We start from the raw sequence: 22,993 nt of genomic DNA on the forward strand, positions 1-22,993 counted from the left end.
CCGAAGGTCAGTCCAGCGGGTCGGTCTCGGGTTTGGAACGTTCGTTCAGTACGAACCACGTGGACTTGCCCTCGCCGCGCGGGTCGACGCCCCAGTCGTCCGCGAGCATCTCCAGCAGCAGGACGCCCCGCCCGCTCGACGCCATCTCGCCGGGGTGCCGCTTGTGCGGCAGCTCGTCGGAGGCGTCCGCCACCTCCACCCGCAGCCGGCGGGAGCCGAGCTCGCCCACCGCCTCGGCGATCAGCAGGGCGTCCCCGTCCGTGTGGACCAGTACGTTCGTCAGCATCTCGGAGACCATCAGCACCGCCGAGTCGACCTGCTCCGGGTCCGCCCAGTCGTGCAGCAGCTCCCGGATCTGCTGGCGGACCCCCGCGACCCGCTCCGGCTCCGCCTGGGCGACGGTCGTCATGGTGCGCCGGCTCCGCCGAGAGGGGTGCAGCAGCGGGGTCTCGCAGCCGCAGCCCCCGCCCTCGCGGCAGAGCAGGACCACGGCGATGTCGTCCTCGCGCCGGTCGGCCAGCGGACCGGTGGTGTGGTGCGAGGACGGGCCGTGCACCGCCTGGACCAGCAGGTCGGCCAGCCGCTCCAGGTGGCCGGGCTCCATGTCCTGAGAATCGTGCGTCCCGGGGTCGGGGGTCTGCGACTCCAGGATGGCCCGCAGCCGGGCCCAGCCCGTGTCGAGGTCGTGCCCGCCCGTCTCGATGAGCCCGTCGGTGCAGAGCATCATCGTCTCGCCGGGTTCCAGGGTGAACCGCGTCGTCGGGTAGTCGGTGTCCGGCACGATGCCGAGCGGCAGCCCGCCCGCCGTGGGCCGCATCAGGACCGTGCCGTCGGCCATCCGCACCGCCGGGTCGGGGTGCCCGGCGCGGGCCACCTCCAGCAGGCCGGTCTGCGGATCGCACTCCACGTAGAGGCAGGTCGCGAAGCGCGGGCTCTGGAAATCGGAGTCTCCGCCGCCCCCGCCCGTACCGGGGCGGCCCGTGTCCGACCCGGTGTCCTGCTCCGAGCACAGGCCCGCCAGGAAGCGGGAGGCGCGCGAGAGCACCGCGTCGGGCCGGTGGCCCTCGGAGGCGTACGCGCGCACCGCGATCCGGAGCTGTCCCATGAGCCCGGCCGCCCGGACGTCGTGGCCCTGGACGTCGCCGATGACCAGCGCGAACCGTCCCGACGGCAGCGGGATCATGTCGTACCAGTCGCCGCCGACCTGGAGCCCGCCGCCGGTCGGCACGTAGCGCGCGGCGAGGGTCATCCCGGGGATCTCGGGGCCGAGCTGGGGCATCATCGACCGCTGCAGGCCCGTGGTGAGCTCCCGCTCGGATTCGGCCACTCCGGCGCGCTGGAGGGCCTGTGCGAGCATCCGGGCCACCGTCGTCAGGACGGAGCGCTCGTCGGGGGAGAAGGACACCGGGTGTTTGAATGCGGCCATCCAGGCGCCCATGGTGCGTCCCGCGACGATCAGCGGCAGGAACGCCCAGGAGATCCGGTCGAAGCGCTGGGCGAGCGGCCAGGTGGTGGGAAAGCGCCGCTTGTAGTCGTCGGGGCTCGGGAGGTAGATCGCCCGCCCGCTACGGACGACCTCCGCGGCCGGGTAGTCGGTCTGCAGCGGCATGTCCGCGAAGGGGCCCTCGTCCCCGGGATCGTGCCCGTGGTGCCCGATGATCGACAGCCGGTCGCCGGACACGCCGAAGACGGCCAGACCGTCGGGGATGAACCCGGGCATGGACAGCGAGGCCGCCACCCGCAGGACCTCGGCGGTGGAGCGGGCTTCGGCCAGCGCCCGCCCGGCGTCGAGCAGGAACGCCTCGCGCGAGCGGCGCCAGTCGCCGGTGACGGTGGTGTGCGCGGCCGTGGTGCCGGGCTGGGCTTCGGCTATCTCCTGGATCGTGCCGATCAGCTCGTAGTCGAGGCGGCCGTCCGGGGCGCGGTTCTCCAGCGGCTTCGAGCGGCTGCGTACGGTGCGCAGCACGCGCCCGTCCTCGTCCATGATCCGCAGCCGGGCCTCGGCGAGGGTGCCCTCGGCGACCGCGAGGTTCACGATGCCGTTGATCTCGTTCCAGTCCACGGGGTGGAAGCGCGAGCGCACGGCGACCTCGGGCAGTGCGACGGGCTCGGCGGGCAGCCCGAGCAGCCGGGCGGCCTCGCTGTCGAGGGTGACCGTCCCGGAGGCGTTGTCCCATCGCCACAAACCGGTCGCGATGGCGGCCAGGACGTCCTCTGTGCGCACCTGGTCATCTTTACAGGTCATCCACCTGACGTGCCTGTTCACCACCCCCGGCGGGCGGGCCCGCACGGGCTCCCGCCCCGGACGGTAACCTTGGGACGGTTGAATCCACCCTGGTATCACGTAGAACTGGATGACTGATGCATCGGTACAGGTCCCACACGTGCGGCGAGCTTCGTGCCTCCGACGTCGCCTCCGACGTCCGGCTGAGTGGCTGGCTGCACAATCGTCGAGACCTGGGCGGCATCCTCTTCATCGATCTGCGTGACCACTACGGCATCACGCAGCTCGTCGCCCGTCCCGGCACGGCCGCGAACGAGGCGCTGAGCAGCGTCACCAAGGAGACCGTCGTCCGCATCGACGGCAAGGTCGTCTCCCGCGGCGCGGACAACGTCAACTCCGAGCTCGCCACCGGCGACATCGAGGTCGAGGTCACCGCGGTCGAGGTGCTCGGCGCCGCCGCCCCGCTGCCCTTCACCATCAACACCGACGACGGGGTGAACGAGGAGCGCCGCCTGGAGTACCGCTTCCTCGACCTGCGCCGCGAGCGCATGCACCGCAACATCATGCTGCGCTCGGCCGTCATCGCCTCCATCCGCTCCAAGATGGTGGCCCTCGGCTTCAACGAGATGGCGACCCCGATCCTCACCGCGACCTCCCCCGAGGGCGCCCGTGACTTCGTCGTCCCGTCCCGTCTGAACCCGGGCAAGTTCTACGCGCTCCCGCAGGCGCCGCAGCAGTTCAAGCAGCTGCTGATGATCTCCGGCTTCGACCGGTACTTCCAGATCGCGCCCTGCTTCCGCGACGAGGACGCCCGCGCCGACCGCTCGCCGGGCGAGTTCTACCAGCTCGACGTCGAGATGTCGTTCGTCGAGCAGGAGGACGTCTTCCAGCCCATCGAGCGGCTGATGACGGAGATCTTCACCGAGTTCGGCAAGGGCCGCCCGGTCACCTCGCCGTTCCCGCGGATCCCCTTCCGCGAGTCGATGATGAAGTACGGCAACGACAAGCCCGACCTGCGTTCCAAGCTGGAGCTCGTCGACATCACCGACGTGTTCGAGGGCTCGGAGTTCAAGGCGTTCGCCGGCAAGCACGTGCGCGCCCTGGCCGTCCCGGACACCGCCGCCCAGCCGCGCAAGTTCTTCGACGGCCTCGGCGAGTACGCGATCTCGCTGGGCGCCAAGGGCCTGGCCTGGGTCCGCGTGGGCGAGGACGGTGCGCTGACCGGCCCGATCGCCAAGTTCCTCACCGAGGAGAACGTCAAGGTCCTCACCGAGCGCCTGGGGCTGGCCGCCGGTCACGCCGTGTTCTTCGGCGCGGGCGAGTTCGACGAGGTCTCCAAGATCATGGCGGGCGTCCGCGTCGAGGCCTCCAAGCGCGCCGGGCAGTTCGAGGAGGACGTCTTCCGCTTCTGCTGGATCGTCGACTTCCCGATGTTCGAGGCGGACGAGGAGACCGGCAAGATCGACTTCTCCCACAACCCGTTCTCCATGCCGCAGGGCGGCATGAAGGACCTGGAGGAGAAGGACCCGCTCGACATCCTGGCGTGGCAGTACGACATCGTCTGCAACGGCATCGAGCTGTCCTCCGGCGCCATCCGCAACCACGAGCCCGAGGTCATGCTGAAGGCCTTCGCGATCGCCGGTTACGAGGCCGAGACCGTCGAGCGCGAGTTCGCGGGCATGCTGCGCGCCTTCCGCCTCGGCGCCCCGCCGCACGGTGGCATCGCCCCGGGCGTGGACCGCATCGTGATGCTGCTCGCCGACGAGCCGAACATCCGCGAGACCATCGCCTTCCCGCTCAACGGCAACGCGCAGGACCTGATGATGGGCGCGCCCACCATCCTGGAGGAGTCCCGTCTGCGCGAGCTGAACATCGCGCTGCGCAAGCCGGTGGAGACGAAGACCAGCGAGCCGGTCGACAAGGCCGTCAAGCCCCACCAGTAGGCCGTAGGCCGTAGGCCGTAGTACGGAAGAAGGGCCCGGGATCCGTAACGGATCCCGGGCCCTTCTTCCGTGTCTTCTAGAACTTCTCCAGCAGGCCCTTGAGGAGGGCTGCCGAGGTCAGTTCGGCCGGCGCGGGGCCGGCGTGGAAGAAGCCGGCGTTGTCGGCGTCCAGCTTGCGCAGGAAGTCGAAGGCCTTGGCGTCGTGCTCGCCGAAGGCGACGAACTGCCAGTGGATGCCGGGGGCGGTGGCGGCCGCGTCGGCGATCGCCTGCCGAGCGGGGCGGACGTTGTCGGGCGCGCCGTCCGTCTGGAAGACGACCAGGGCCGGGCCCTCGCCGCCGTCCTTCTGGTAGCGCTCCACGACGGCCTCGACGGCCACGTGGTAGCTGGTGCGGCCCATCCGGCCGAGCTCCGCGTGGCGGGCCTCGACCCAGGCCTCGTCGTACGCGTCGAGGGACAGGTCGGCGGCGCCGTCCAGCTCGGTGGAGAAGAACACCGTACGGACGGTGGCCTCTTCGTCGAGGTGAGCGGCCAGGGCGAGGGCGTGGTCGGCGAGGTGCTGGACGCTGCCGTCCTTGTAGAACGGGCGCATCGAGCCCGACCGGTCGAGCACGAGGAACACGGTGGCGCGGGCGCCGGCCTTCCCCTTGGTGCGCAGGGCCTGCCCGGCGGCCTTGTACGCGGCCGCGAGCGGGGGCGCTTGCCGCTTGAGGGCGGCGAGGGAGTGCGCGGGGCCCCCTGCGGCGGCATCGGCTGCATCGGCCGTGAGGAGCTCGGCCTCGGCCTCGGCCGGGGCGGGCTCCGGGTCGGCGTCGGCCGCCATGGGCTCGGCCTCGGCCTCGGCGGCGGCAGGCTCCGCCTCGGTGATGACCTCGGCCTCGGCGGCGGCAGGCTCGGCCTCGGTGATGACCTCGGCCTCAGCCGCGGCAGGCTCGGCCCCGGCCTCGGGCTGCGGCTCTGCCTCGGCTGCCACGGGCTCTGCCTCGGCCTCCGCCGCGGCGGGCTCCGCCTCGGGCTCGGTGTCCGTTTCCGGGGCCGCTACGTCGGCCTGCGGCTCGGTGTCCGCCTCGGCGGCGGGCTCCTCCTCGGGCGCTGCGGCCAGGGCCGGTTCGGCCTCGGCCTCGGCGGTGACCGGCTCGGCTTCGGCCTCGGCGGTGACCGGCTCGGCCTCGGGGGCCTCGGGGGCCTCGGGGGCCTCGGCCGGCTCCGCCGGGGCGACGGCAGCGGCTGCGTCGGCCTCCGCCTCCGTCTCCGACTCGGCGGCCGGAGCGGCGAGCGGCTCGGCTTCCGCCACCTCGGCTTCGGCTTCCGCCTCGGCCTCGGTCGTGAGCGGCTCCGTCTCCGGGGCGGTGGTGGCGGGCTCCGGCGTTGCCTCGGCCTCGGCTGCGGCGACCGGCGACTCCTCCTCGGTGACGGGTTCCGCTTCGGCGGCGGCCGGGGCCGTCGTGGTGGACGGCGTCGCCGGGGATGCCGGCGAACCTCCGGTGGGGGAACTCCGGCGGGCCTCCGGGACCGTGGGGTCCGGGTTGGGGGCCGGGGCCGGGGCGGTGAGCACCGTGCCCGGTTCGAGGTCCCGGGGGGTGGACTGCGGGGGAACAGTGGGGTTGTCGAAGGAGGCGGCGACCAGCTCGGCCGCCGCGTCCAGGGGGGTGCGTTCGGTCTGGCTCGGGAGGGCCGCCGAAGTGGTGCCGGTCGTCTCCGGAACCGATTCAGAGGTCCGTCCGAACACCTTGCGCAACAAGCTCCGAATACCCATGGGCCAGGCCTTTCGCATGAGTGCGTGCGTCATTTGTCCGTGAGGCGCGGTGGATCCCTGCCCAGAGTGGACACGTAAGGTTATCGGCCCCCTGGCTGGAACTTTGGGAGGGGCACCTTTCGTGGCGCCCACGGCTCAAACACACCCGTTCCGCCGCCGAACTGCCGCCTCGACGTGCCGGATTCACCGGGCGTTCACCCAGCGGCCGCCGCTTCGGCGCAACCCGCCCATAGCGTCACCGACGGATTGTTCCGACACGTTGTCGGGGACCGTGCATCAACGGAGGACACTCGTGCGCAAGCTTCTGCCGCTCATCGGCACCTCTCACGGGGGCGGCCGTTCCGCTCTCACCTGCCGCTACCGCTGCGGCGACGCCTGCTTCCACGAGGTGCCGAACACCAGCGACAACGAGTACGTCGGCGACGTCATAGCCCGCGCCTACTCCCGCCGCGCGATGCTCCGCTCCGCCGCGGTCGTCACGGTCGCCTCGGCCGCCGGTACCGCCATCACGCTGAGCGGCAACGGCTCCTCCGCCTCCGCGGACCCCACGGTCGAGGCGCAGCGCGCCGGCGCCGCCGGGGTCAACGCCGCGGGCGCCCGCGGTCTGCGCTTCACGCCCGTCGCGCCGAACACCGCCGACCAGGTCACGGTCCCCGAGGGCCACGAGCAGAACGTGGTCATCCGCTGGGGCGACCCGATCGTCAAGGGCGCGCCGGGCTTCAACCCGGACAACCAGACCGCCGCCGCCCAGGCCGGTCAGTTCGGCTACAACAACGACTTCCTGAGCCTGCTCCCGCTCGGCGGCGACTACGAGCGCCAGCAGCTGCTCGTGGCGAACCACGAGTACACGGACGAGAACCTCATGTTCAAGGCCTACGACCCGGCCAACCCGACCCGCGAGCAGGTCGAGATCGCCTGGGCCGCGCACGGCCTGTCCGTGGTCGCGGTCCAGGAGGACCACCGCAGCGGCAAGCTGACGGCCATCAGCCGCCACCGCCTCAACCGCCGCCTGACCGCCACCAGCGAGTTCCAGCTGACCGGTCCGGCCGCCGGTACCGACCTGGTGAAGACCTCGGTCGACGCGACCGGCAGCAAGGTGTTCGGCACCCTCAACAACTGCGCCGGCGGCACCACCCCGTGGGGCACCACCCTCCACGGCGAGGAGAACTTCAACCAGTACTTCGGCAACGCCGGCCTGGTCACCGACCCCACCCAGGCGGCCCGCCTGAAGCGCTACGGCGTGACGGCCGGCGCCACCGAGCGCAAGTGGGAGCGGTTCGACAAGCGCTTCGACGTCGCGCAGGAGCCCAACGAGCCGCACCGCTTCGGCTGGGTCGTCGAGCTGGACCCGTACGACGTGAACTCCGTCCCGCGCAAGCGCACCGCGCTCGGCCGCTTCAAGCACGAGGCCGCGCAGCCCCGCCTGACCGAGGACGGCCGCCCCGTCGTCTACATGGGCGACGACGAGCGCTTCGACTACTTCTACAAGTTCGTCTCGTCGAAGCAGATGAAGAAGGGCGACTCGCGCGCGGCGAAGGAGCACAACCTCACGCTGCTCGACGAGGGCACCCTCTACGTCGCCAAGCTCACCGGTGACACCCCGGCCGCCGAGATCGACGGCTCCGGCAAGCTCCCCACCGACGGCGAGTTCGACGGTTCCGGTGTCTGGATCAAGATCCTCACCTCCTCCCCCTCCGGCAACGTCTCGCACGTCGAGGGCATGACCGCCGAAGAGGTGTCCGTCTTCACGCGCCTGGCCGGTGACAAGGTCGGCGCGACCAAGATGGACCGTCCCGAGGACGTCGAGCCGTCCCCGCGCACCGGCCGCGTCTACATCGCGCTGACGAACAACGCGGACCGCGGCAAGCCGGGCAAGGAAGGCGCGACCGAGGCCAACCCGCGCAACCTGAACAAGCACGGCCAGATCCTGGAGCTCGCCGAGAACTTCGACGACCCGGCCGGCGACGGCTTCGCCTGGCGCCTCTTCCTGGTCGCGGGTGACCCGAACGACCCGGCGACCTACTTCGCGGGCTTCCCGAAGGACAAGGTCAGCCCGATCTCCTGCCCGGACAACGTGGCCTTCGACCCGCACGGCAACCTGTGGATCTCCACGGACGGCAACCAGCTCGGCTCGCACGACGGCCTGTTCGGTGTCGCGACCGCCGGTGACCGCCGCGGTGAGCTGAAGCAGTTCCTGACCGTTCCGCGCGGTGCGGAGACCTGCGGCCCGATCATCCAGGACAAGCGCGTCCTGGTCGCCGTGCAGCACCCGGGCGAGATCGACGGCGCGTCCGTCGAGAAGCCGCAGTCGGTGTGGCCTGACGGTCCCGGCAAGATCGTCCGCCCGTCGGTCGTCTCGGTCTGGCGCAAGGACGGCAAGAACATCGGAGTCTGACGTCTGACGTCTGAGCCGAGGTGAGTTGACCCGTGCGGGGGCGGTGGATGTTTCACGTGAAACATCCACCGCCCCCGCTCAACTTCCTTCCGGCAGGCGCCCGACCGGTGTCTCGTCTCAGCGAAGGGCCCGACCGAGTCAGCGGGAATCCGTTGCGTCGTCCTCGGCCGGGCCGGGGGCTGCCGTGCTGTCGGCGGCCTGGCCGGCGGCTCGTTCCGCGCGGAGTTCTTCGGCGACCTCGTAGGCCCGGCCCGGATCGTAGACGGTGGCCGTAGTGGCGGGGCTGTACATCGCTGCTGCCCGGGGCGTGTACCGATAGATTTCGACGCCGCGCTGGGCGGCAATGCCGTCGACCTCGCCGACGGGAACCTGCCACAGCTCGGCGGTGTGGGACGGGGTCCACCACCCGTCCGGACGCGCGAAGTCTCGCTTGACCTCCGTCTGACGCTCCACCGCCACCTGGGACCCGCCGAGTTGCTCGGTCAACCAGTCGGTCAGCGCCTGTGCGTCGACCCGAGTGAGCGGTGCGAACGCCCCCGGTTCGCACTCCACCTTCTCGCTGCCGGTGTGCAACACCACCTTGATCGACTGTCGCCGCCCCAGACTGAGTCGCTCGATGACGACGACTCGCTGCAGATCAGCCATCGCCATGGTCGACGAACGCAGAAAGCGGGCGATCACGATCTGGGCCGGATTTCCCAGGGGGCGGAACTCGACCCACCGCACCATCATGGAGGCCGCGACGTACATCAAGCCCACGGCGAGCAGGATCACTGCGACGACCGTGAGTGCCAGGAGGACCCAGAAACTGCCCCAGAGGAATGAGTTCCCCGTGATCGCGGCGGCCACCAGAGCGGCCAGCAGAAGTGGGGCCGCGAACATCGCCGGGACCATGATGCTCCCGCCGAGCGCGACAGCCAGCTCCCGGGCCCGGCTGGGCACGAACAGCAGCCGCCATCCGGCTGTCACGGGTAACACGACTTCCGCAAGCGGGCCGGGATGTTGAGTTTTCATAACTCAAAGGTAGGACTCGGCAAAGGAGTTTGTAAGGCCACAGCGAGCCGTACCTTCTCGAGGACGGGAACCGCAGGCGACAGCGCGTCAGCCGACCGCCAGGTCGCGCCGGCCTGGCCCGGGGGCCATCTGCCCTGACCTGCGGCGGTCAAAATTCGATGAGACAAACAGCCGAGTGGTCAAGGTTCGGTGAGACTGACCAACCTTCGGTGAGATGGGACGACCGGCAGCAGGAGCGTGGTCACCGCGCCCCCGTCAGGGGCGTTGGAGAAGCGCAGCTCGATCTCCAGGACCTCCGCCTGTCCGGCGGCGATGGTCAGGCCGAGCCCGTGGCCCCGTCCGCGTCCCGGATCGCCGGTACGGAAGCGCCGCGGGCCCTGCGCGATCAGTTCGGCGGGATAACCGGGCCCGTGGTCCCGTACGGTCACCAGCGGGCCGGTGACGGTCACTTCGATCGGCGGCTGCCCGTGCTTGTGGGCGTTGACCAGCAGGTTGGCCAGGATCCGGTCCAGCCGGCGCCGGTCGGTGAGCACCACCGCGTCCCGCTCGATCCGTACCGTGACGGGCAGCCGGGTGCTCGCCGCCGCCCGCTCCACCGCACGGCCGAGCTCCACCCGGGCCAGGTCGGCCCGCTCGACGCCCGAGTCCAGCCGGGAGATCTCCAGCAGGTCCTCGGTGAGCAGGTGCAGTGCCTTCAGCCGGTCGTTGATCATCTCCTTGGGCCGGCCCTCGGGAAGCAGCGCGGCCGCGGCCAGGGATCCGGTGAGCGGGGTGCGCAGCTCGTGCGCGACGTCCGCCGTGAACCGCTTCTCCGCCTCCAGCCGGGCCTGGAGCGAGGCCGCCATCGAGTCGAGGGCCTGCGCCACGTCCCGCACCTCGTCGCGGGAGCGCGGCCGCGGCCCCTCCCCGCCGGCCGGGAAGCCGACGCGTGCGTCGAGGTCCCCGGCGCTGATCCGCCGGGCCACGGCGGCCGTGGTGGCGAGCCGGCGGCTGATGCGGTTGGCGAGGAAAAGGCCGGCGAGGGCCACCAGTCCGGCGGCGAGGAGGGCGGAGACCAGGATGGCGGCGTCGGTCTCCCGGAGCCGGGTGCGGGTGCTCTCGTAGGGGACCCAGACCGCGAGGGGCTTGCCGTCGGCGGGTCCGGCCGCCCACATGACGGGTTTGCCGTCCTGCGTGCCGGTCATGCTGCCCGTCAGTCCGCGCGCGACCAGCTCGCGCAGCGGGGCCGGGAGGCCCGGCGGGTCGAGGGCGCTGTTGCCGTCGCCGTGCGCGGTGCCGTACTCGTACTGGCTCAGGGCGTAGTCCAGCTCGCGGTCCACGTCCTTGCGGACCTCGCCGACGAGCTGGCGGGCGACCACGTTGTGCACGAGGATGCCGAGCACGGCCGCGACGGCGCAGCACACCGCCGTGGTGGTCATGGCGATCTTCCAGCGCAGGCTGCTCGTCCGGAGCATCGGGATCCCGGCCTCCTCAGCCCGTGCCTGTGCCCGTGCCCGGGGTCGGGGTCGGGCAGGGGGAGGCATCGCCCTGGTTCGGGCACTCGTCGAGGGTGAGCTGGTCGAGGTTCATGATCCCGGCCTCCGGATCCCACACGTAGTCGGAGATGGAGACCTTCTTCGGGTTCGAGGTCGGCTCGCGGACCGCCAGGTGCTCGGCGGCGACCTCCACGCCCTCCAGGACCCCGCGCCGCGACAGGATGCGGGCGATCGTCCCGTCGTCCTGGACGGTGTAGACGCGCAGTTCGCTGACCCGGCCGTCGATGTCGAGGGCGGTGATCAGCTCGTCCCTGCCGTTGCCCGTCACATCGGCCAGGACGGCGGGCCGGACGGGGCAGTCGGGGCCGCCGTCCACAGCCTGTGTACAGAGCGCGATGCGCTGGATCGCCCGGGGGTCGACGAGCCGGCCGGTGCCGGCGTCCGCGGCGGTCGCGGCGGTGATGTCGGCCCGTACGACGTCCACGGCGTTCACGCCCCGCATGGACAGGTCGGGGACCTTGGCGAGACCCGGGAGGGCGGTGGCCGTGCCGGGCTGCTGGCCGGGGGCCGGGGGGTCGGGGCGGATGTCCTTCCACAGGGTGCGGGGGGCGTGCGCCGTGCCGAGGTCGCCGTCGTCCTGGAGACCCTCCACGTCCGCGCAGCCCGTCATGGCCGCCAGGGTGGCCGTGGCGGCCGTGAGGAGGATCGCCCGGCTGCGCCGGCGGAGGCTCATGTCCCGATGCTCCCTCGTGGGGGCGGGGTGGGCCCGGGGGCGGGGCCATTGGGGGGACGCGCGGCGCCGCTCGCCAGGGGCTCCGCCCCCGGGCCCCCGCGCCTCGAACGCCGGCGGGGCTGGATGTGGGTCGGCCCGGTGGGTGCGTGCGGCGCTGTTCGCCAGGGGCTCCGCCCCCGGGCCCCCGCGCCTCGAACGCCGGCGGGGCTGGAGTTGGCCGGCGGGGCTGGATGTGGGCCGGCCCGGTGGGTGCGTGCGGCGCCGTTCGCCAGGGGCTCCGGCCCTGGGCCCCGCGCCTCGAACGCCGGCGGGGCTGGAGTTGGCCTAGTCGTGGGTGGGGTTCGCGATGGCTCTGGCTGCTGCGAGTTCCTGGCGGACCGGGGAGAGGACGGAGGATTCGTCGACCTCGGGGGGTGGGGTGGGGCGGAGCAGGGTGGGGGTGTCGACCCTGCGGACGCCGTGGGCCAGGGCCCGGAGGTCTTCGGCGATCGCCTCGACCTCCCGGGAGCCGGGGCGCTGCGCGCCGTGGTTGACCCGGACCCGGGCGGCCGTCGTCGCGTCGACGATCCGCTCGACGGCGACCACCAGCGGCCACCACGCGGCGGCCCGTTCCCCGGTCGGCGGCGGCTCGGTCAGCGCCCGCTGAAACTCGCTGCGTACGCCGGACAGGTCCCGGTAGATGCGGCGGCGGGCCTGGAGCCGGGCGGTGCGGCCCGCCCGTTGGCCCGCATCCGTGTCGGGGTCGGAGCCGAAGGCGTGCTCCACGTACCGGGCGGCGTCGTCCACCGTGTCGGCGAGCCGGTCGCCGATCCGGGTGTGCCAGCTCTCGGGCCAGAGCATGTACCCGGCGATCAGGGTGATGGCGCAGCCGATCAGGCTGTCGAGCAGCCGCGGCCGGACCAGGTCGAAGCCCTGGTGGTTGAGCAGGTCGGAGAGGAGCAGGATGACCGGGGTGATCGCCGCGGTCTGGAAGGCGTAGCCCTTGACCGAGAAGATGGGGATGAGGGCTGCCAGGACCACCATGACGGGTACGTCCCACCACCCCCGCGGCACCTCCGAGAGCACGGCGGCCGCGATGACGAGCCCGCCCGCGGTGCCCAGCGCGCGCAGCACGGCCCGGGAGAACACCGAGCCGAAGTCGGGCTTGAGGACGAAGGTGACCGTGAGGGCTACCCAGTAGGAGCGCTCGATCTCCACCACCGAGACGAGGGACTGCGCCAGCCCGATGCACAGCGCGAGCCGCAGCCCGTACCGCCAGGAGGCCTCGGAGAACATCATGTCGCGCACCACCCGGCGGGCCCGGACCCGCAGTGCTGCGGGCCGCCCGAGCCGGTCGTCGACGTTGTGCATGTCCGGCTCGGCCAGTGGAACGATCGTCGCGGCGTGCCGCAGGGCCGCGTCGATGGCCCGCTCGGACTGGCCGTCCGGCGCGGGCAGGTCCAGTACGGGGGTGTCCGTGCGGCCCTCCTCGACGGCCGTCGCCAGGTCCCGTACGGCCGCCGGGATCGCGGGGGAGAGGGGTCTGTGGCGCAAGTGCGCGGCGGGCGCCGCCTCGACGAGCGGGATCAGCACGTTCAGCTGGGCCAGCATCCGCACGAGCGAGGGACTGTGGCCGTGCACCCGGGTCCGGCGGCCCAGCACCAGGTCGTAGGCGTGGTTCAGGGACTGGGTGACCTGCTGGCGGCGCGCCTCGTACGCGGGGCCCGGTCCGCCCGCGGCCTCCAGGGTGTCGGCCAGGGCCCGGTAGGCGGCGGCGACGGCGGCCCGCTCCGGCTGCCGCCCGCGCAGCGGCCAGCCCAGCAGGGTCAGCAGGAGGACGAACAGCCCGCCGGCGCTCAGCAGCAGGGGGGCCGTCCACCAGGGACTGGGCATCGGCAGGCCGGCGCCGACGACGGCGTTCAGCAGGAGCAGCAGTCCGGAGACGGAGGCCACCGTGCCGATGGAGGAGATCATCCCGGAGACCAGGGCGATCAGGGTGAGGACGCCGACCGCGACCCAGCCGTGCCCGAAGACCAGCGTGCCCAGCGCGACGCCCACGGCCCCGAAGAGCTGGGGCACGGCGATGTTCAGGATCCGCATCCGGTAGGCGTCCGCGGTGTCACCGATGACCCCGGACAGGGCGCCCATCGAGACGAGCGCGCCGTACTCGGGCTCGTCGACGGCGAAGCCGACGGCCAGCGGCAGGGCCATGGCGACGGCCGCGCGCAGCGCGGCGGCCCAGGGGACCGGCGCGGAACTCGGCCGCAGCCCCTTCAGCAGCCAGGCGGGCGGGGCCAGCGGACCGAACCGTCCGGCGCTCTGCCCGGCCCGTACTGTCCGCCCGGCCCGCCCTGGCCGCCCGTCCGGTATGCCTTCCGTGCGTTCGGTGCTCATTCCCGCTTCCGTGCCGCCGCTCGTGAATCGGTTCTTCTGTGCTGCTCTATGGATTCTTCTACGGATTTGCGTGCCAATCCGCCGGTTCCGAGCTTATGGGGTGTCGCGGCGCAGTCGGCCCGCCAGCCAGGCGGCCAGTGCGGCGGCGAGTCCGGCGGCCAGCACCACCCAGGCGGTGGTCCGCAGGAACGCGGTGAGCGCGTCGTACACGGCTTCGGCGGCCGCCCGGTCGATGTCGGCCGGCAGGTCGTCCAAGGTGAGGTGTCGGCACAGGATCACGGCCGCCCACAGCAGGACGGCCCCGACTGCCAGTCCCAGCCCGGTGGCCAGGACGGCCCGGCGGCGCCGGACGGCGACGGCGATGGCCGTCGCGGCCAGCACCAGGGTGAGCACGGGGAGCCAGACCCCGGCGATCTGCAGCATGCGGAAGCCCTTCCGGAGCGCGCCGAGGTTGTCGTACTCCATGACCTCCACCGAGACGTGGGTCTCGGGGATGCGGTCGGCGAACGGCACCCCGTTGTCGACGAGATCGGCCTTCACCCGGGCGATCACGGGTGCGAGGTCGATGGTCACGGCGTTGCCGTCGCCGGTGGTGAGTGCGTGGAAGAAGGCGCCGTGGGCGGCGCGGTTCGCGGCGTCCCAGGCGGTTTGGTAGGCCGGGGTGCCGACGAAGGAGCGCAGGGCCTCGCCGAGGAGGGCGTCGACCCCGCCCTGGAAGGGGCCGGCGTCGATCTGCCCGGAGAGGGCCCGGCCGGCCTGGGTGACGACGAGGTTCTGCACGGCGGGATCCGAGGCGAGCGGGGACATGGCCGCGGTGTAGCGGTCGGCGCTGCCGAGCTCGCGATCGGCCCAGTACGCGACGGCGCTCGCGGGCACCAGCAGGGCCACGAGCGCGATGAGTACCGCCGAGAGGAAGGTCCGCACGTCACCAGGGAAAGGGGGCCGGGCGCCCGGCGCGAGCCGGGTTGCTGCGGCCGGGTGGTGCGGGCCGGGTCGTGCGCGGCCGACTGCGCCATCCGCCGGCCCTGCCGGACATGTTCTTCGAGATCGACGCGGTGGCGGTGCGGGCGGCCCCCGGCGCGTAGCCGCCCGACTGCTCCGGTTGCCGGTCCCGGGTTGCGGGTGTGCCCTGGAGGATGGGAGAGAGGAGCCCGTCATGGCACATGCGGCACCCACCGCCCCCCGGGGGCACCGGCAGCCGGCGTCCGGTACGGCGGCCCACACGAGCAGAATCGGCCCTCGCGCGACCGCTGCTCATGGGACTGGTCTACGGCGTCTACGCCGCCTTCATGAAACGTCAGATGGGGCCCGTCGACGCGGGCAACGTCTTCTACGGGATCCTGTGCGGCGCGATCTTCGCCGCCTGCCTGGTGGCCCTGGCCCGGATCGGCCCGCGGCTGGCGCAGGAGCCGCACGCGGCGGCGTACGGGATCTTCGCGGGCATCTCCTTCGGCTACCTGTACAGCCTGGCCGGTGAGTCCATCCTGAAGAGCTCGGGCCTGGGCCTGCTCGTCGGTGCGGGCGTCGGTGCGGCGGCCTTCTACCGCTATCACACGCGCAACGCCTCGTAGGCCCGTCCGGGGCCGCCCAGGTGCGCCGGAGCCCCGGCCGCCCGCCACGTGCGGGGCCGGGGCTCCGGCGTACGTCACCGGTCGCTGGGGACAACTCCGCCGAGCGGTACTTTCGGCGGGGCGAAAGCGGACAAAAGGCCGAGGCGGGTGAACGGGTGGGTGACCGAGACTGAATGAGGCGCCGGTTCCCGCGCTCCGTGGTCGAACCTCACGTGACCACTCTCCGTTGCCGAGGGCGCGGGAACCGGTGCCTCCTCATGTCGTGATGCCCCTACGCGCCGCCCTGCACGGCCGTGTCCTCTCCGGTCGGGGCCTCGGCGGTGGTCTGCGCGGTCTTGGCGGACTCGGGTTCCTGCCGGCGTGCGGGCGGGGCCGGCGGGGAGAAGCGGGCGGCCTCGGCGCGGAGCATGGCGTTCAAGGCGAGGTACGGGTCGAAGGGCATGGCGGAACCTCACGGTGTTTCGGGGGTGTGGGGGGACGCGCGCCAAAGACACTCGGGTGCCGGGTGTGCCGGGTGTCCCCGGTGAGCCGGCCGTGCCGGGCGCGCGGTGCTGCTGCTCGGCCTCTCGGCCCGGTCAGCAGCGCAGGACCACACTCCGTACCGCCCCCAGGGATGCCGCGGGTGCGAGCGCGCCCGTCGGGTCCGGGACCGGCTCCGTGGGGCCGGACCGGGGAGGTTTCACGTGAAACACCGGCCGCTGCAGTCCCCGTACGCCGGGGACGCCGCGCGCGGGCACCCGTACCGCCACACGTACTTCCGGATCGCCGGCCGGATCGGCCGGTGCCTCGGTGGGCTCGGCCGGCGCGGTGGGGGCGGGGCGGGGGCCTTCGGCCGCCGCGGAGGACGGACCGGCTCCGCCGACGCCGAAGAGGCACAGCAGCACGACGCAGAGCACCGTCAGGGCAGCCGTCATCGGGGCCCTGTCCGGTGCCGTCGGCGCACGCCGTGTCCCGCTCATGCGGAGGGTGTGCCCCGACACGCGGACGGACTCTCCGCCGGGACCGCAGCGTCCCCCGACCGGGGGACGAAGACGCCCCCCACGGCTGTCAGGTGGCCGCAGGGGGTGTCCGCCTTTCAGGGGCCGCCGCCGGTCAGCGCGGGCTGCGGAGGTGGCCGGTGAGGCGGGCCAGGACGGCCGTCTCGCCGCTGATCAGCCGGAGTTGGGCCCGGCCGGACGGCCCGCCCCGCCCGGCGGTCCCGGGGGAGACCCGGGTCACGGTGAACACGGCCGTACGCCGGTCGGCGCGCGCGACCTCGATCGTCTGCCCGCGCCGGAGTTCGCCGAGCCGGGGGAGGTCCGCGGAGATCACTGCGGTCCCGGCCGCGCCCGGTGTCGGGCTCACGGAGTCCCACACGGCGCTGTCCGGGACGGGGGGCTTGGCGTCGGCGGCGCCGGGCTGGGGATCCTCCGTGTCCGGCCCGCCCCCCGGCGGGGTACCGCCCGCCAGCGGTACGTCCGTTCCGAGGACCGGGATGAGCAGGCGCAGCGGCAGCGAGGCCGCAAGGGCCGTGACTCCCGACCGTCCGGGCCGCCGGGAGCCCTTGCCGGTGGTGTGCCCGCCGGAATGCTCCAACTGCCGGGCCAGGCGGCGCGGGCCGGACAGCCCCAGGACCCGCGAGGGCAGGGCGTCGCCCGCGGTCGGGGCGGTCGGCCGGCCGCCTTCGCTGGTGCGCAACACCCCTAGGCCGGTGCACAGCAGAGCCACCGTCAGTACGCCGACCACCCACTTGGCGCGGGGCATGGGGATCCCTCCTGGTCCGGCTCGGACGGCCGGTCCCGAGAGCAGTGGACCCTTCCCCGGCCCCCGGCGGGGCGCGAAACACGGCGAACTGACGGCGAGTCATCGTCCTGCCGCCCTCACTCGGGGACGTCTTCGCAGATGGCGGCCGGTGGGCCCGGGCGGGACCGGGTGTGCGGGCTGTGCGCCCGAACGGGTGAGAACGTCAAGGCCGGACCTTGGGCGTGTCGGATCGGCGGCACGTTCTGCCACATGCGAAAACCTGTCAAGCGGACCGATGTGCCGGGCCGTCGGCCTGAGTTGCGGGGGTGGTCCGGGCGGCTTGTCCTTGGATCATGAATGATCCATACGCATATGCCCTGGCCATGGGGTCTCCTTACCTTCCGAGCCTTCCGAGTCTTCCGAAGCGGTCCGCCTCGGCTGGGGCGGCGGCAGGGGCCGATGCCCCAGCCGATGCCGCCTTCGTCGGCGTCCGGCCGTTGCCCAGGAAGCGTTCCGAGGCGGCCTCCCGCAGGGCCTCCGCCAGACCGTCCACCACGCGCCGCTCCCGCCAGGGCCGCCCGGCCGCGCTCACACCCGCTCCGCCGTCCGGGCGGGCTGCCGGGCGGGAGGCAGGACGGGCGCCGCAGCCCGGGTGAGGTACCCGGCGCCGAGCGGCGGGCCGTCCAGCTCGGTCGTGGCGGCCACGGGCTGGAGCTCCGACAGGCGCCGCAGCAGGCCGGGGGCCAGCTCGGGGCCGACGGCCCGGGCCAGGGCCGCGGCTTCGGTGGGGTGTGCGTGCACCCAGCCGATGTGGCGCAGCCCCGACCAGCCCGGTTCCTCGGCGGCCTCCGCCAGGGCGTGGGCGGCCGGGGCCAGCGGCAGCAGGCTGACCGTCGCCGGAGCACCCGGCTCCGGATCCCCCGCCGGAGCCGCCGCCGGAGCCGCCCGTACGGACTCGGCGACGGCGAGCCGGGTGAAGGCGGGCCGGGGCAGCTCCGCGTGGTCGGCCAGGTCGCTGACGGTCGGGGCCAGGCAGTGCACCCCGGCCGGGAACCCGTCCCGTACGGCCGCGGCGGCGACCGTACGCCCGGCCGGACCCGCGTCTCCGATGGTGACCAGGTGGAATGCCGTACGCCTCCCCCCTCCGGAGGCGAGGGGCAGCAGCGCGGCCGCGGTGGCGGCGGGCTGCTCCACGCACCAGACGGCGTCGAAGAGGCCGGCGGGTGCGGTGGACCGTGCGGACGGCGCCGACCGGGCGGGTGCGGCGCCGGCCAGGACCTCGGCGCCCCGGCGCGCGTCGAGCCGGGCCGCGAGGAGGTCCACGTACTCGGGATACAGCCCGGTCAGCGCGAGCTGACGGGCCAGCAGGAGCCTGCTCCGCCGCACGTCGGTGCCGGTGAGCAGGGTCAGGTGGTGGCCGCGGCCGAGCAGTTCGGCGGCGAGCCGGATGCCGGTGGGGCTGGCGGCCCCGGCGAGGGCGATGTGCACGGCGGACTCGTTTCGAAGGAGGTGGGCGCGTGCGTCTACGCGGTGGCGGTGCTTCCGGGGGCTCCGGGGGCCCGGGCGGGCTCAACGGCCCGGGCGGACCCGACGGGCTCGGCGGCCCGGGTGGGCGCGGCGGTCCCGGCGGTCCCGGCGGTCTCGGCGGTGGCCGGGACGGGCGGCAGCGGTGTGGTGACGGTGACCTCGCCCGGGATCGCGACCCGTGCGAGGAAGGCCCCGCGCTCGGGACCGGCGCCGATGACGGAGAAACAGACGGAGTCGCCCGCGCCGACCAGGCCGTTGACCACGTCGGTGTAGAAGAGCACCGGGGCCGCGGAGGTGACGAGGTTGCCGAGCTCGCGGGCGTGCGCGGGGGCCTTGTGGGTGTCCAGGCCGGCGAGCTGGTGGTAGTTCTCGACCAGGGCCGGGCCGGCCTGGTGCGTGTAGATCCGCCGGACCTCGTCCACGAAACCGGGGCGGTGGGCGTCCATGGTCTCCTGGTTCAGCATCATGCCGCGCGAGTAATAGCGGGCCAGCTCCGGTCCGTTGAGTCCGAATGCGGAGAGCTCGGCGGACCCGGTAAAGCCCGGCGGGTGGGCGGCGCCGCCGCCGGGGTAATGGATGAGCGGATCGCTGAATCCGGGCTCGCCCCCGAAATCGAGGGAATCGTGCGAATAGAAGCCGAGGCCGCCCTCGAAGCTTTCGTCCCGCTCGAATACGAGCGCGGTCGCGGCATCGGAGAACAGGGCCCCGGAACACCACAGGGTGTGCGCGAAAGGATGCTCTCTGTCCGCGCCGCTGTACTGGGAAATGATGCCGTTCTCGTCGATTCCGATGGGGCTCGCGGCGTTGTACGAGACCACGAGCGCGCGGCGGGCCCCCGTCCGGGCCAGGTGTGCGGCGACGCGGGACAGCCCGCCGCAGCCGGCGCCGAGCTGGAAGGGCGGCACGCTGTCCGGGATGCGCAGGCGGCGCAGCAGGTTGAAGGCGTCCTGGTCGAGCATGATCTCGTACGGGGTGCACGTGGCGACGAAGACGGCGTCGATGTCCTCGGGCTCGGCGAGGGCGGAGCGCAGGGCCGCGCGGGCGACGTCGACGACGGTGTCGAGCGAGGCGAAACGCTCCCGGTCCCAGCTCTTGGAGGTGACCCCGAGTATGCGCTCGATCCGTGCCGCTGATTTCCTCGCCGGCCCGCTTGCGGTGCGGGATGTGCGCGAGCCGGGCCCGTTCCTCGACGGAGATGACCTCGCCGATCTGGGCGCCGACACCGGAAATCCGGTAGGGGAACGGGTACGCGTAGGCGGCGGGTGCGGGGGCATTGGCCGTTTCCGAGACAGACATGCTTCTCCGGTCCGTGGAATCCGATGGGGACGGCTCCAGCGAACACCAGGGGGCGGACGCGGAGAAGGGAATGCGGGGGGTGCAGTGGTGAAAGCGTTGAATGCGGAGTCCGGCCCGGGGCGGGCGTCGTGAGCGGGCGACGGGTGGCCAACGCCTGGCTGGGGGACCTGCTGGCCGAGGCCGGGTGGAGCGGGGCGGAGCTGGCGCGGGCTGTCAACGCCCTGGGGACCCTGCACGGGCTGGCCCTGCGCTACGACCGGACCGCCGTCGCGCACTGGCTGTCGGGCACCCGGCCGCGCCGGCCCGTGCCCGAGCTGATAGCGGCGGCGCTGACGGAGCGCTGCGGGCGGCTGGTCACCGTGGCGGAGGCCGGCCTCGGCGCGGGCTCGGAGGGGCCCGGCGTACGGCCCGGCCCGGGGGCGGCCGAAGGCGGGGGTGGGGGGCTGCTCCGGCTCGCGCTCCGGGCCAGGGCCGACGTGGACCCGCACAGCAGGCCGCCGCTGCTGCGCAGCCCGTACCAGCCGGTGCCGGTGCCGGACCCGGTGTGGGGCCAGGACCCGGCGGCGGGCGGCCGCGGCGAGGCCGCCGCGGGTGCGCGTACGGGCACCCGTGCAGGTACGGGTACCCGTGCAGGTACGGGCACCCGTGCAGGGACGGGCTCCGGCATGCCGGAGCTCGCCGCGCGGCGGCATCTCGCGGCCCACGCAGAGCAGTTGAGGGCGCTCGCGGGGAGCTTCTCGGGCCTCTACCTCACCCACGGCGGCGTCCACACCCGCGCGGCGCTGGCCGCCTGGCTGGCCCAGGACGCGGGCGCCTTCGCGGCCCGCCACACGGACGGCCCGGGACCCGCCGCACGCGGCCGGGGGGTGCCCGGGCCCGGGTGCGGGGCGGCCGACGTGTGGCGGGGGTACGCCCAACTCGCCCACCTGCTCGGGGAGATGACGGCGGACTCCGGGTACCACGGGCTCGCGCAGGAGTACCACGGCATCGCCCTCGGACTGGCCCGGCAGGCCGACGACCGGCGGATGTACGCGATCACCCTGCGCGCGATGAGCGCGCACGCAGGCCGGCTCGGGCAGCCCGCGCACGCGGTACGGCTCGCCCGGACGGCGGTGGAGACCGCGCCCGCCGACGGGGAGCCCGGCACGCTGGCGTTCCTCCTGGTCCAGCGCGCGGCCGCACACGCCCACGCCGGCCAACGGGCCGCCGCCGCCGATGATCTGGCCGCCGCCGACCGGTTGCACGGGCTGCACGCGGCGCAGCCGCCCGACGGGCCCTTCGACTCGTACGCCCGCGCCGATCTCGACTTCGCCCGGGCCCGGACCCACCTCGCCCTCGGCGAGTTCCCGGCCGCGGCCGACGCCCTGGAGCGGTCCCTGCGCGGTCGCGCGGCCGGCCAGCACCGGGCCACCGCGCTCACGCACGCCGCGCTCGCCGAGACGCTGCTGCGCCTCGGGCACCTCACCCGGGCCTGCGAGCACTGGCGGGCGTTCCTCACGGCGGCCCCGGCGGTGCAGTCGCGCGCGGTGCGCGAGGCGCTCGGCCGGCTGCTGCGCGACCTGACCCCGTACCGGCGCACGAGGGAGGCGGTCCCGACCGTCGCGATGGCCCGAGCGCTGGCGGAGAGGCTGCCATGAGCGGGGCGCGGCGGGCGCGGCGGGTGCGGCAGCCCGCTCAGCGCGGGGCGGCGGCGGCCGCCCGGCGGTAGCGGAGCTCGGGAACCGGGGAGCCGTCCGCGTACTCGACGAGGGTTCCGCCGTCGGGGCGGAAGCCGGCACGCTCGTAGAACCGGCGCGCCCGGGCGTTGCCTTCGACCACCCAGAGCCGTACCGCGGGGTAGGGCGCCCGGCGCAGCACCTCGGTCAGCAGGGCGCGGCCGACGCCGGTGCCGATGACGTCGGGCCGCGCGTACAGGGCCGACAGCTCGCCCTCGTCGGGCGCCGTGCCCTCGGGATCCGTGCTCGTGGCGGGGCCGAAGGCGGCCCACCCGAGGACCGCCCCGTCGGGGCCCTCGGCCACGAGGTCGGTCACGGCGCCGGCCGGATCGGCGAAGGATGCGCGCCGCTTCTCGGCCTGCGCGGCGACGCTGAGCCCGTCCAGGTAGGACTGCGGCATCAGCCCGGCGTAGGCGTAGCGCCACGCGCTGGTGCGCACGGCGGCTACGGCGTCGATATCGGCCTCGGTCATCTCGCGTATGCGAAGGCGGGGTTCAGCCGCGGCGGTGGCGTCCATGCGGGGAGTGTGCCAGTGCGGTCCGGCGCCCGGCACCGGGATTTCAGCCGGTGACCCTCACCGCTTGAGGTTCCGCAGGGCCGTGTTGAGTTCCAGGACGTTGACGCGCGGTTCGCCCATGAAGCCGAGGGTGCGGCCCTCGGTGTGGGCCTCCACCAGCTTGGCCACCTCGGCCACCGGGAGGCCGTTGCGCCGGGCGACGCGGGCCGTCTGGAGTTCCGCGTAGGCCGGGGAGATGTCCGGGTCGAGGCCCGAGCCGGAGGAGGTCACCGCGTCCGCCGGGATCTGGGCGAGCCGCGGGGCGTAGCCCGGGACGGTGTTGTCGAGCAGGACCTTGGCCTTGGCCTCCTGCACCGACTTCAGCAGCTCGGGGCTGTCCGCCGCCTTGTTGGTGGCGCCGGAGACCAGCAGCTCGTACTGGGTGTTGACGGTGTTCTTGGCGAGTCCCGCCGCCGGGCGGCCCTGGAACCAGCGCAGGTCGTCCCCGTACGACTGGCCGATCAGGGAGGAGCCGACGACCTTGCCGCTCGCGTCCTTGATCTTGGAGCCGTTGGCCTTGTGGCCGAAGGCGGCCTGGGCGATGCCGGTGACGGCGAGCGGGTAGAGGACCCCGCACAGCACGGTCAGGACGAGGAGGGCGCGCAGCCCGGCGCCGAGCAGGCGGGCGGTGTTGCCTACGGAGTTGTTCATGGGGTCAGCACGTTCCTAAGTGAGCAGAGCCCTGGATGAGCA

18 protein-coding genes are annotated in these 22,993 nt (G+C 73.5%); 4 read left to right on the top strand and 14 right to left on the bottom strand.

Annotated elements, in window-relative coordinates:
* Nucleotides 1–7 precede the first annotated feature (7 nt).
* Entirely contained in the window at nt 8–2,224 is a 2,217-nt protein-coding gene (locus tag AC3IYI_RS21280) for a SpoIIE family protein phosphatase (RefSeq protein WP_489405269.1), read from the bottom strand.
* Nucleotides 2,225–2,361: 137 nt separating this feature from the next.
* On the opposite strand from AC3IYI_RS21280, the gene aspS reads away from it, so the two are divergent.
* Nucleotides 2,362–4,167, top strand: a complete 1,806-nt coding sequence (aspS, locus tag AC3IYI_RS21285) for an aspartate--tRNA ligase (protein ID WP_489405270.1) — start codon at nt 2,362–2,364, stop codon at nt 4,165–4,167.
* Nucleotides 4,168–4,243: 76 nt separating this feature from the next.
* Here the strand turns inward: aspS and AC3IYI_RS21290 are convergent, their stop codons facing one another.
* Nucleotides 4,244–5,923: a VWA domain-containing protein gene (locus AC3IYI_RS21290; RefSeq protein WP_489405271.1), complete on the bottom strand. Its 1,680-nt coding sequence runs from the start codon at nt 5,921–5,923 to the stop codon at nt 4,244–4,246.
* 292 nt (nt 5,924–6,215) lie between these two features.
* Here AC3IYI_RS21290 and AC3IYI_RS21295 point away from each other — a divergent pair, with 292 nt between their 5' ends.
* On the top strand, nt 6,216–8,318 hold the full coding sequence (locus AC3IYI_RS21295; protein ID WP_489405272.1) for a PhoX family protein: 2,103 nt from the start codon (nt 6,216–6,218) through the stop codon (nt 8,316–8,318).
* A gap of 138 nt (nt 8,319–8,456) precedes the next feature.
* On the opposite strand, the gene AC3IYI_RS21300 is transcribed toward AC3IYI_RS21295, so the two are convergent.
* The 5 genes from AC3IYI_RS21300 to AC3IYI_RS21320 all read right to left on the bottom strand — a co-directional run bounded on the left by AC3IYI_RS21300 (nt 8,457) and on the right by AC3IYI_RS21320 (nt 14,837).
* Complete coding sequence (locus AC3IYI_RS21300) at nt 8,457–9,332, bottom strand: hypothetical protein (RefSeq protein WP_489405273.1); 876 nt, start codon at nt 9,330–9,332, stop codon at nt 8,457–8,459.
* Nucleotides 9,333–9,511: 179 nt separating this feature from the next.
* Entirely contained in the window at nt 9,512–10,786 is a 1,275-nt protein-coding gene (locus AC3IYI_RS21305; protein ID WP_489405274.1) for a sensor histidine kinase, read from the bottom strand.
* A gap of 16 nt (nt 10,787–10,802) precedes the next feature.
* Nucleotides 10,803–11,540, bottom strand: a complete 738-nt coding sequence (locus tag AC3IYI_RS21310) for a hypothetical protein (protein WP_489405275.1) — start codon at nt 11,538–11,540, stop codon at nt 10,803–10,805.
* Nucleotides 11,541–11,864: 324 nt separating this feature from the next.
* The gene (locus AC3IYI_RS21315) at nt 11,865–13,913 is read right to left on the bottom strand and encodes an FUSC family protein (RefSeq protein WP_489405276.1); all 2,049 of its coding nucleotides are present in this window, start codon (nt 13,911–13,913) and stop codon (nt 11,865–11,867) included.
* Nucleotides 13,914–14,006: 93 nt separating this feature from the next.
* Entirely contained in the window at nt 14,007–14,837 is an 831-nt protein-coding gene (locus tag AC3IYI_RS21320) for a hypothetical protein (protein ID WP_489405277.1), read from the bottom strand.
* A gap of 365 nt (nt 14,838–15,202) precedes the next feature.
* On the opposite strand from AC3IYI_RS21320, the gene AC3IYI_RS21325 reads away from it, so the two are divergent.
* Nucleotides 15,203–15,484, top strand: a complete 282-nt coding sequence (locus tag AC3IYI_RS21325; RefSeq protein WP_489405278.1) for a hypothetical protein — start codon at nt 15,203–15,205, stop codon at nt 15,482–15,484.
* Nucleotides 15,485–15,755: 271 nt separating this feature from the next.
* On the opposite strand, the gene AC3IYI_RS21330 is transcribed toward AC3IYI_RS21325, so the two are convergent.
* The 5 genes from AC3IYI_RS21330 to AC3IYI_RS21350 form a co-directional block, all read right to left on the bottom strand.
* Complete coding sequence (locus AC3IYI_RS21330) at nt 15,756–15,926, bottom strand: hypothetical protein (RefSeq protein WP_489405279.1); 171 nt, start codon at nt 15,924–15,926, stop codon at nt 15,756–15,758.
* Between the two features lie 133 nt (nt 15,927–16,059).
* Nucleotides 16,060–16,398: a hypothetical protein gene (locus AC3IYI_RS21335; protein WP_489405280.1), complete on the bottom strand. Its 339-nt coding sequence runs from the start codon at nt 16,396–16,398 to the stop codon at nt 16,060–16,062.
* A gap of 178 nt (nt 16,399–16,576) precedes the next feature.
* On the bottom strand, nt 16,577–17,227 hold the full coding sequence (locus AC3IYI_RS21340; RefSeq protein ID WP_489405281.1) for a class F sortase: 651 nt from the start codon (nt 17,225–17,227) through the stop codon (nt 16,577–16,579).
* A gap of 567 nt (nt 17,228–17,794) precedes the next feature.
* Nucleotides 17,795–18,694, bottom strand: a complete 900-nt coding sequence (locus AC3IYI_RS21345; RefSeq protein WP_489405282.1) for a hypothetical protein — start codon at nt 18,692–18,694, stop codon at nt 17,795–17,797.
* 35 nt (nt 18,695–18,729) lie between these two features.
* Complete coding sequence (locus AC3IYI_RS21350; protein ID WP_489405283.1) at nt 18,730–19,956, bottom strand: 3-oxoacyl-[acyl-carrier-protein] synthase III C-terminal domain-containing protein; 1,227 nt, start codon at nt 19,954–19,956, stop codon at nt 18,730–18,732.
* Between the two features lie 201 nt (nt 19,957–20,157).
* Here AC3IYI_RS21350 and AC3IYI_RS21355 point away from each other — a divergent pair, with 201 nt between their 5' ends.
* A complete protein-coding gene (locus tag AC3IYI_RS21355) occupies nt 20,158–21,666 on the top strand; it encodes an NsdA family TPR-like regulatory protein (protein WP_489405284.1) in 1,509 nt (502 codons plus the stop codon).
* Between the two features lie 37 nt (nt 21,667–21,703).
* Here the strand turns inward: AC3IYI_RS21355 and AC3IYI_RS21360 are convergent, their stop codons facing one another.
* Both AC3IYI_RS21360 and kdpC read right to left on the bottom strand, forming a co-directional pair.
* Entirely contained in the window at nt 21,704–22,261 is a 558-nt protein-coding gene (locus AC3IYI_RS21360; protein WP_489405285.1) for a GNAT family N-acetyltransferase, read from the bottom strand.
* A 57-nt stretch (nt 22,262–22,318) separates the two neighbouring features.
* Nucleotides 22,319–22,951, bottom strand: coding sequence for a potassium-transporting ATPase subunit KdpC (gene kdpC / locus AC3IYI_RS21365; protein WP_489405286.1), 633 nt, complete (start codon nt 22,949–22,951; stop codon nt 22,319–22,321).
* Nucleotides 22,952–22,993 lie beyond the last annotated feature (42 nt).

This window comes from Streptomyces sp. GL_148 (assembly GCF_057834205.1).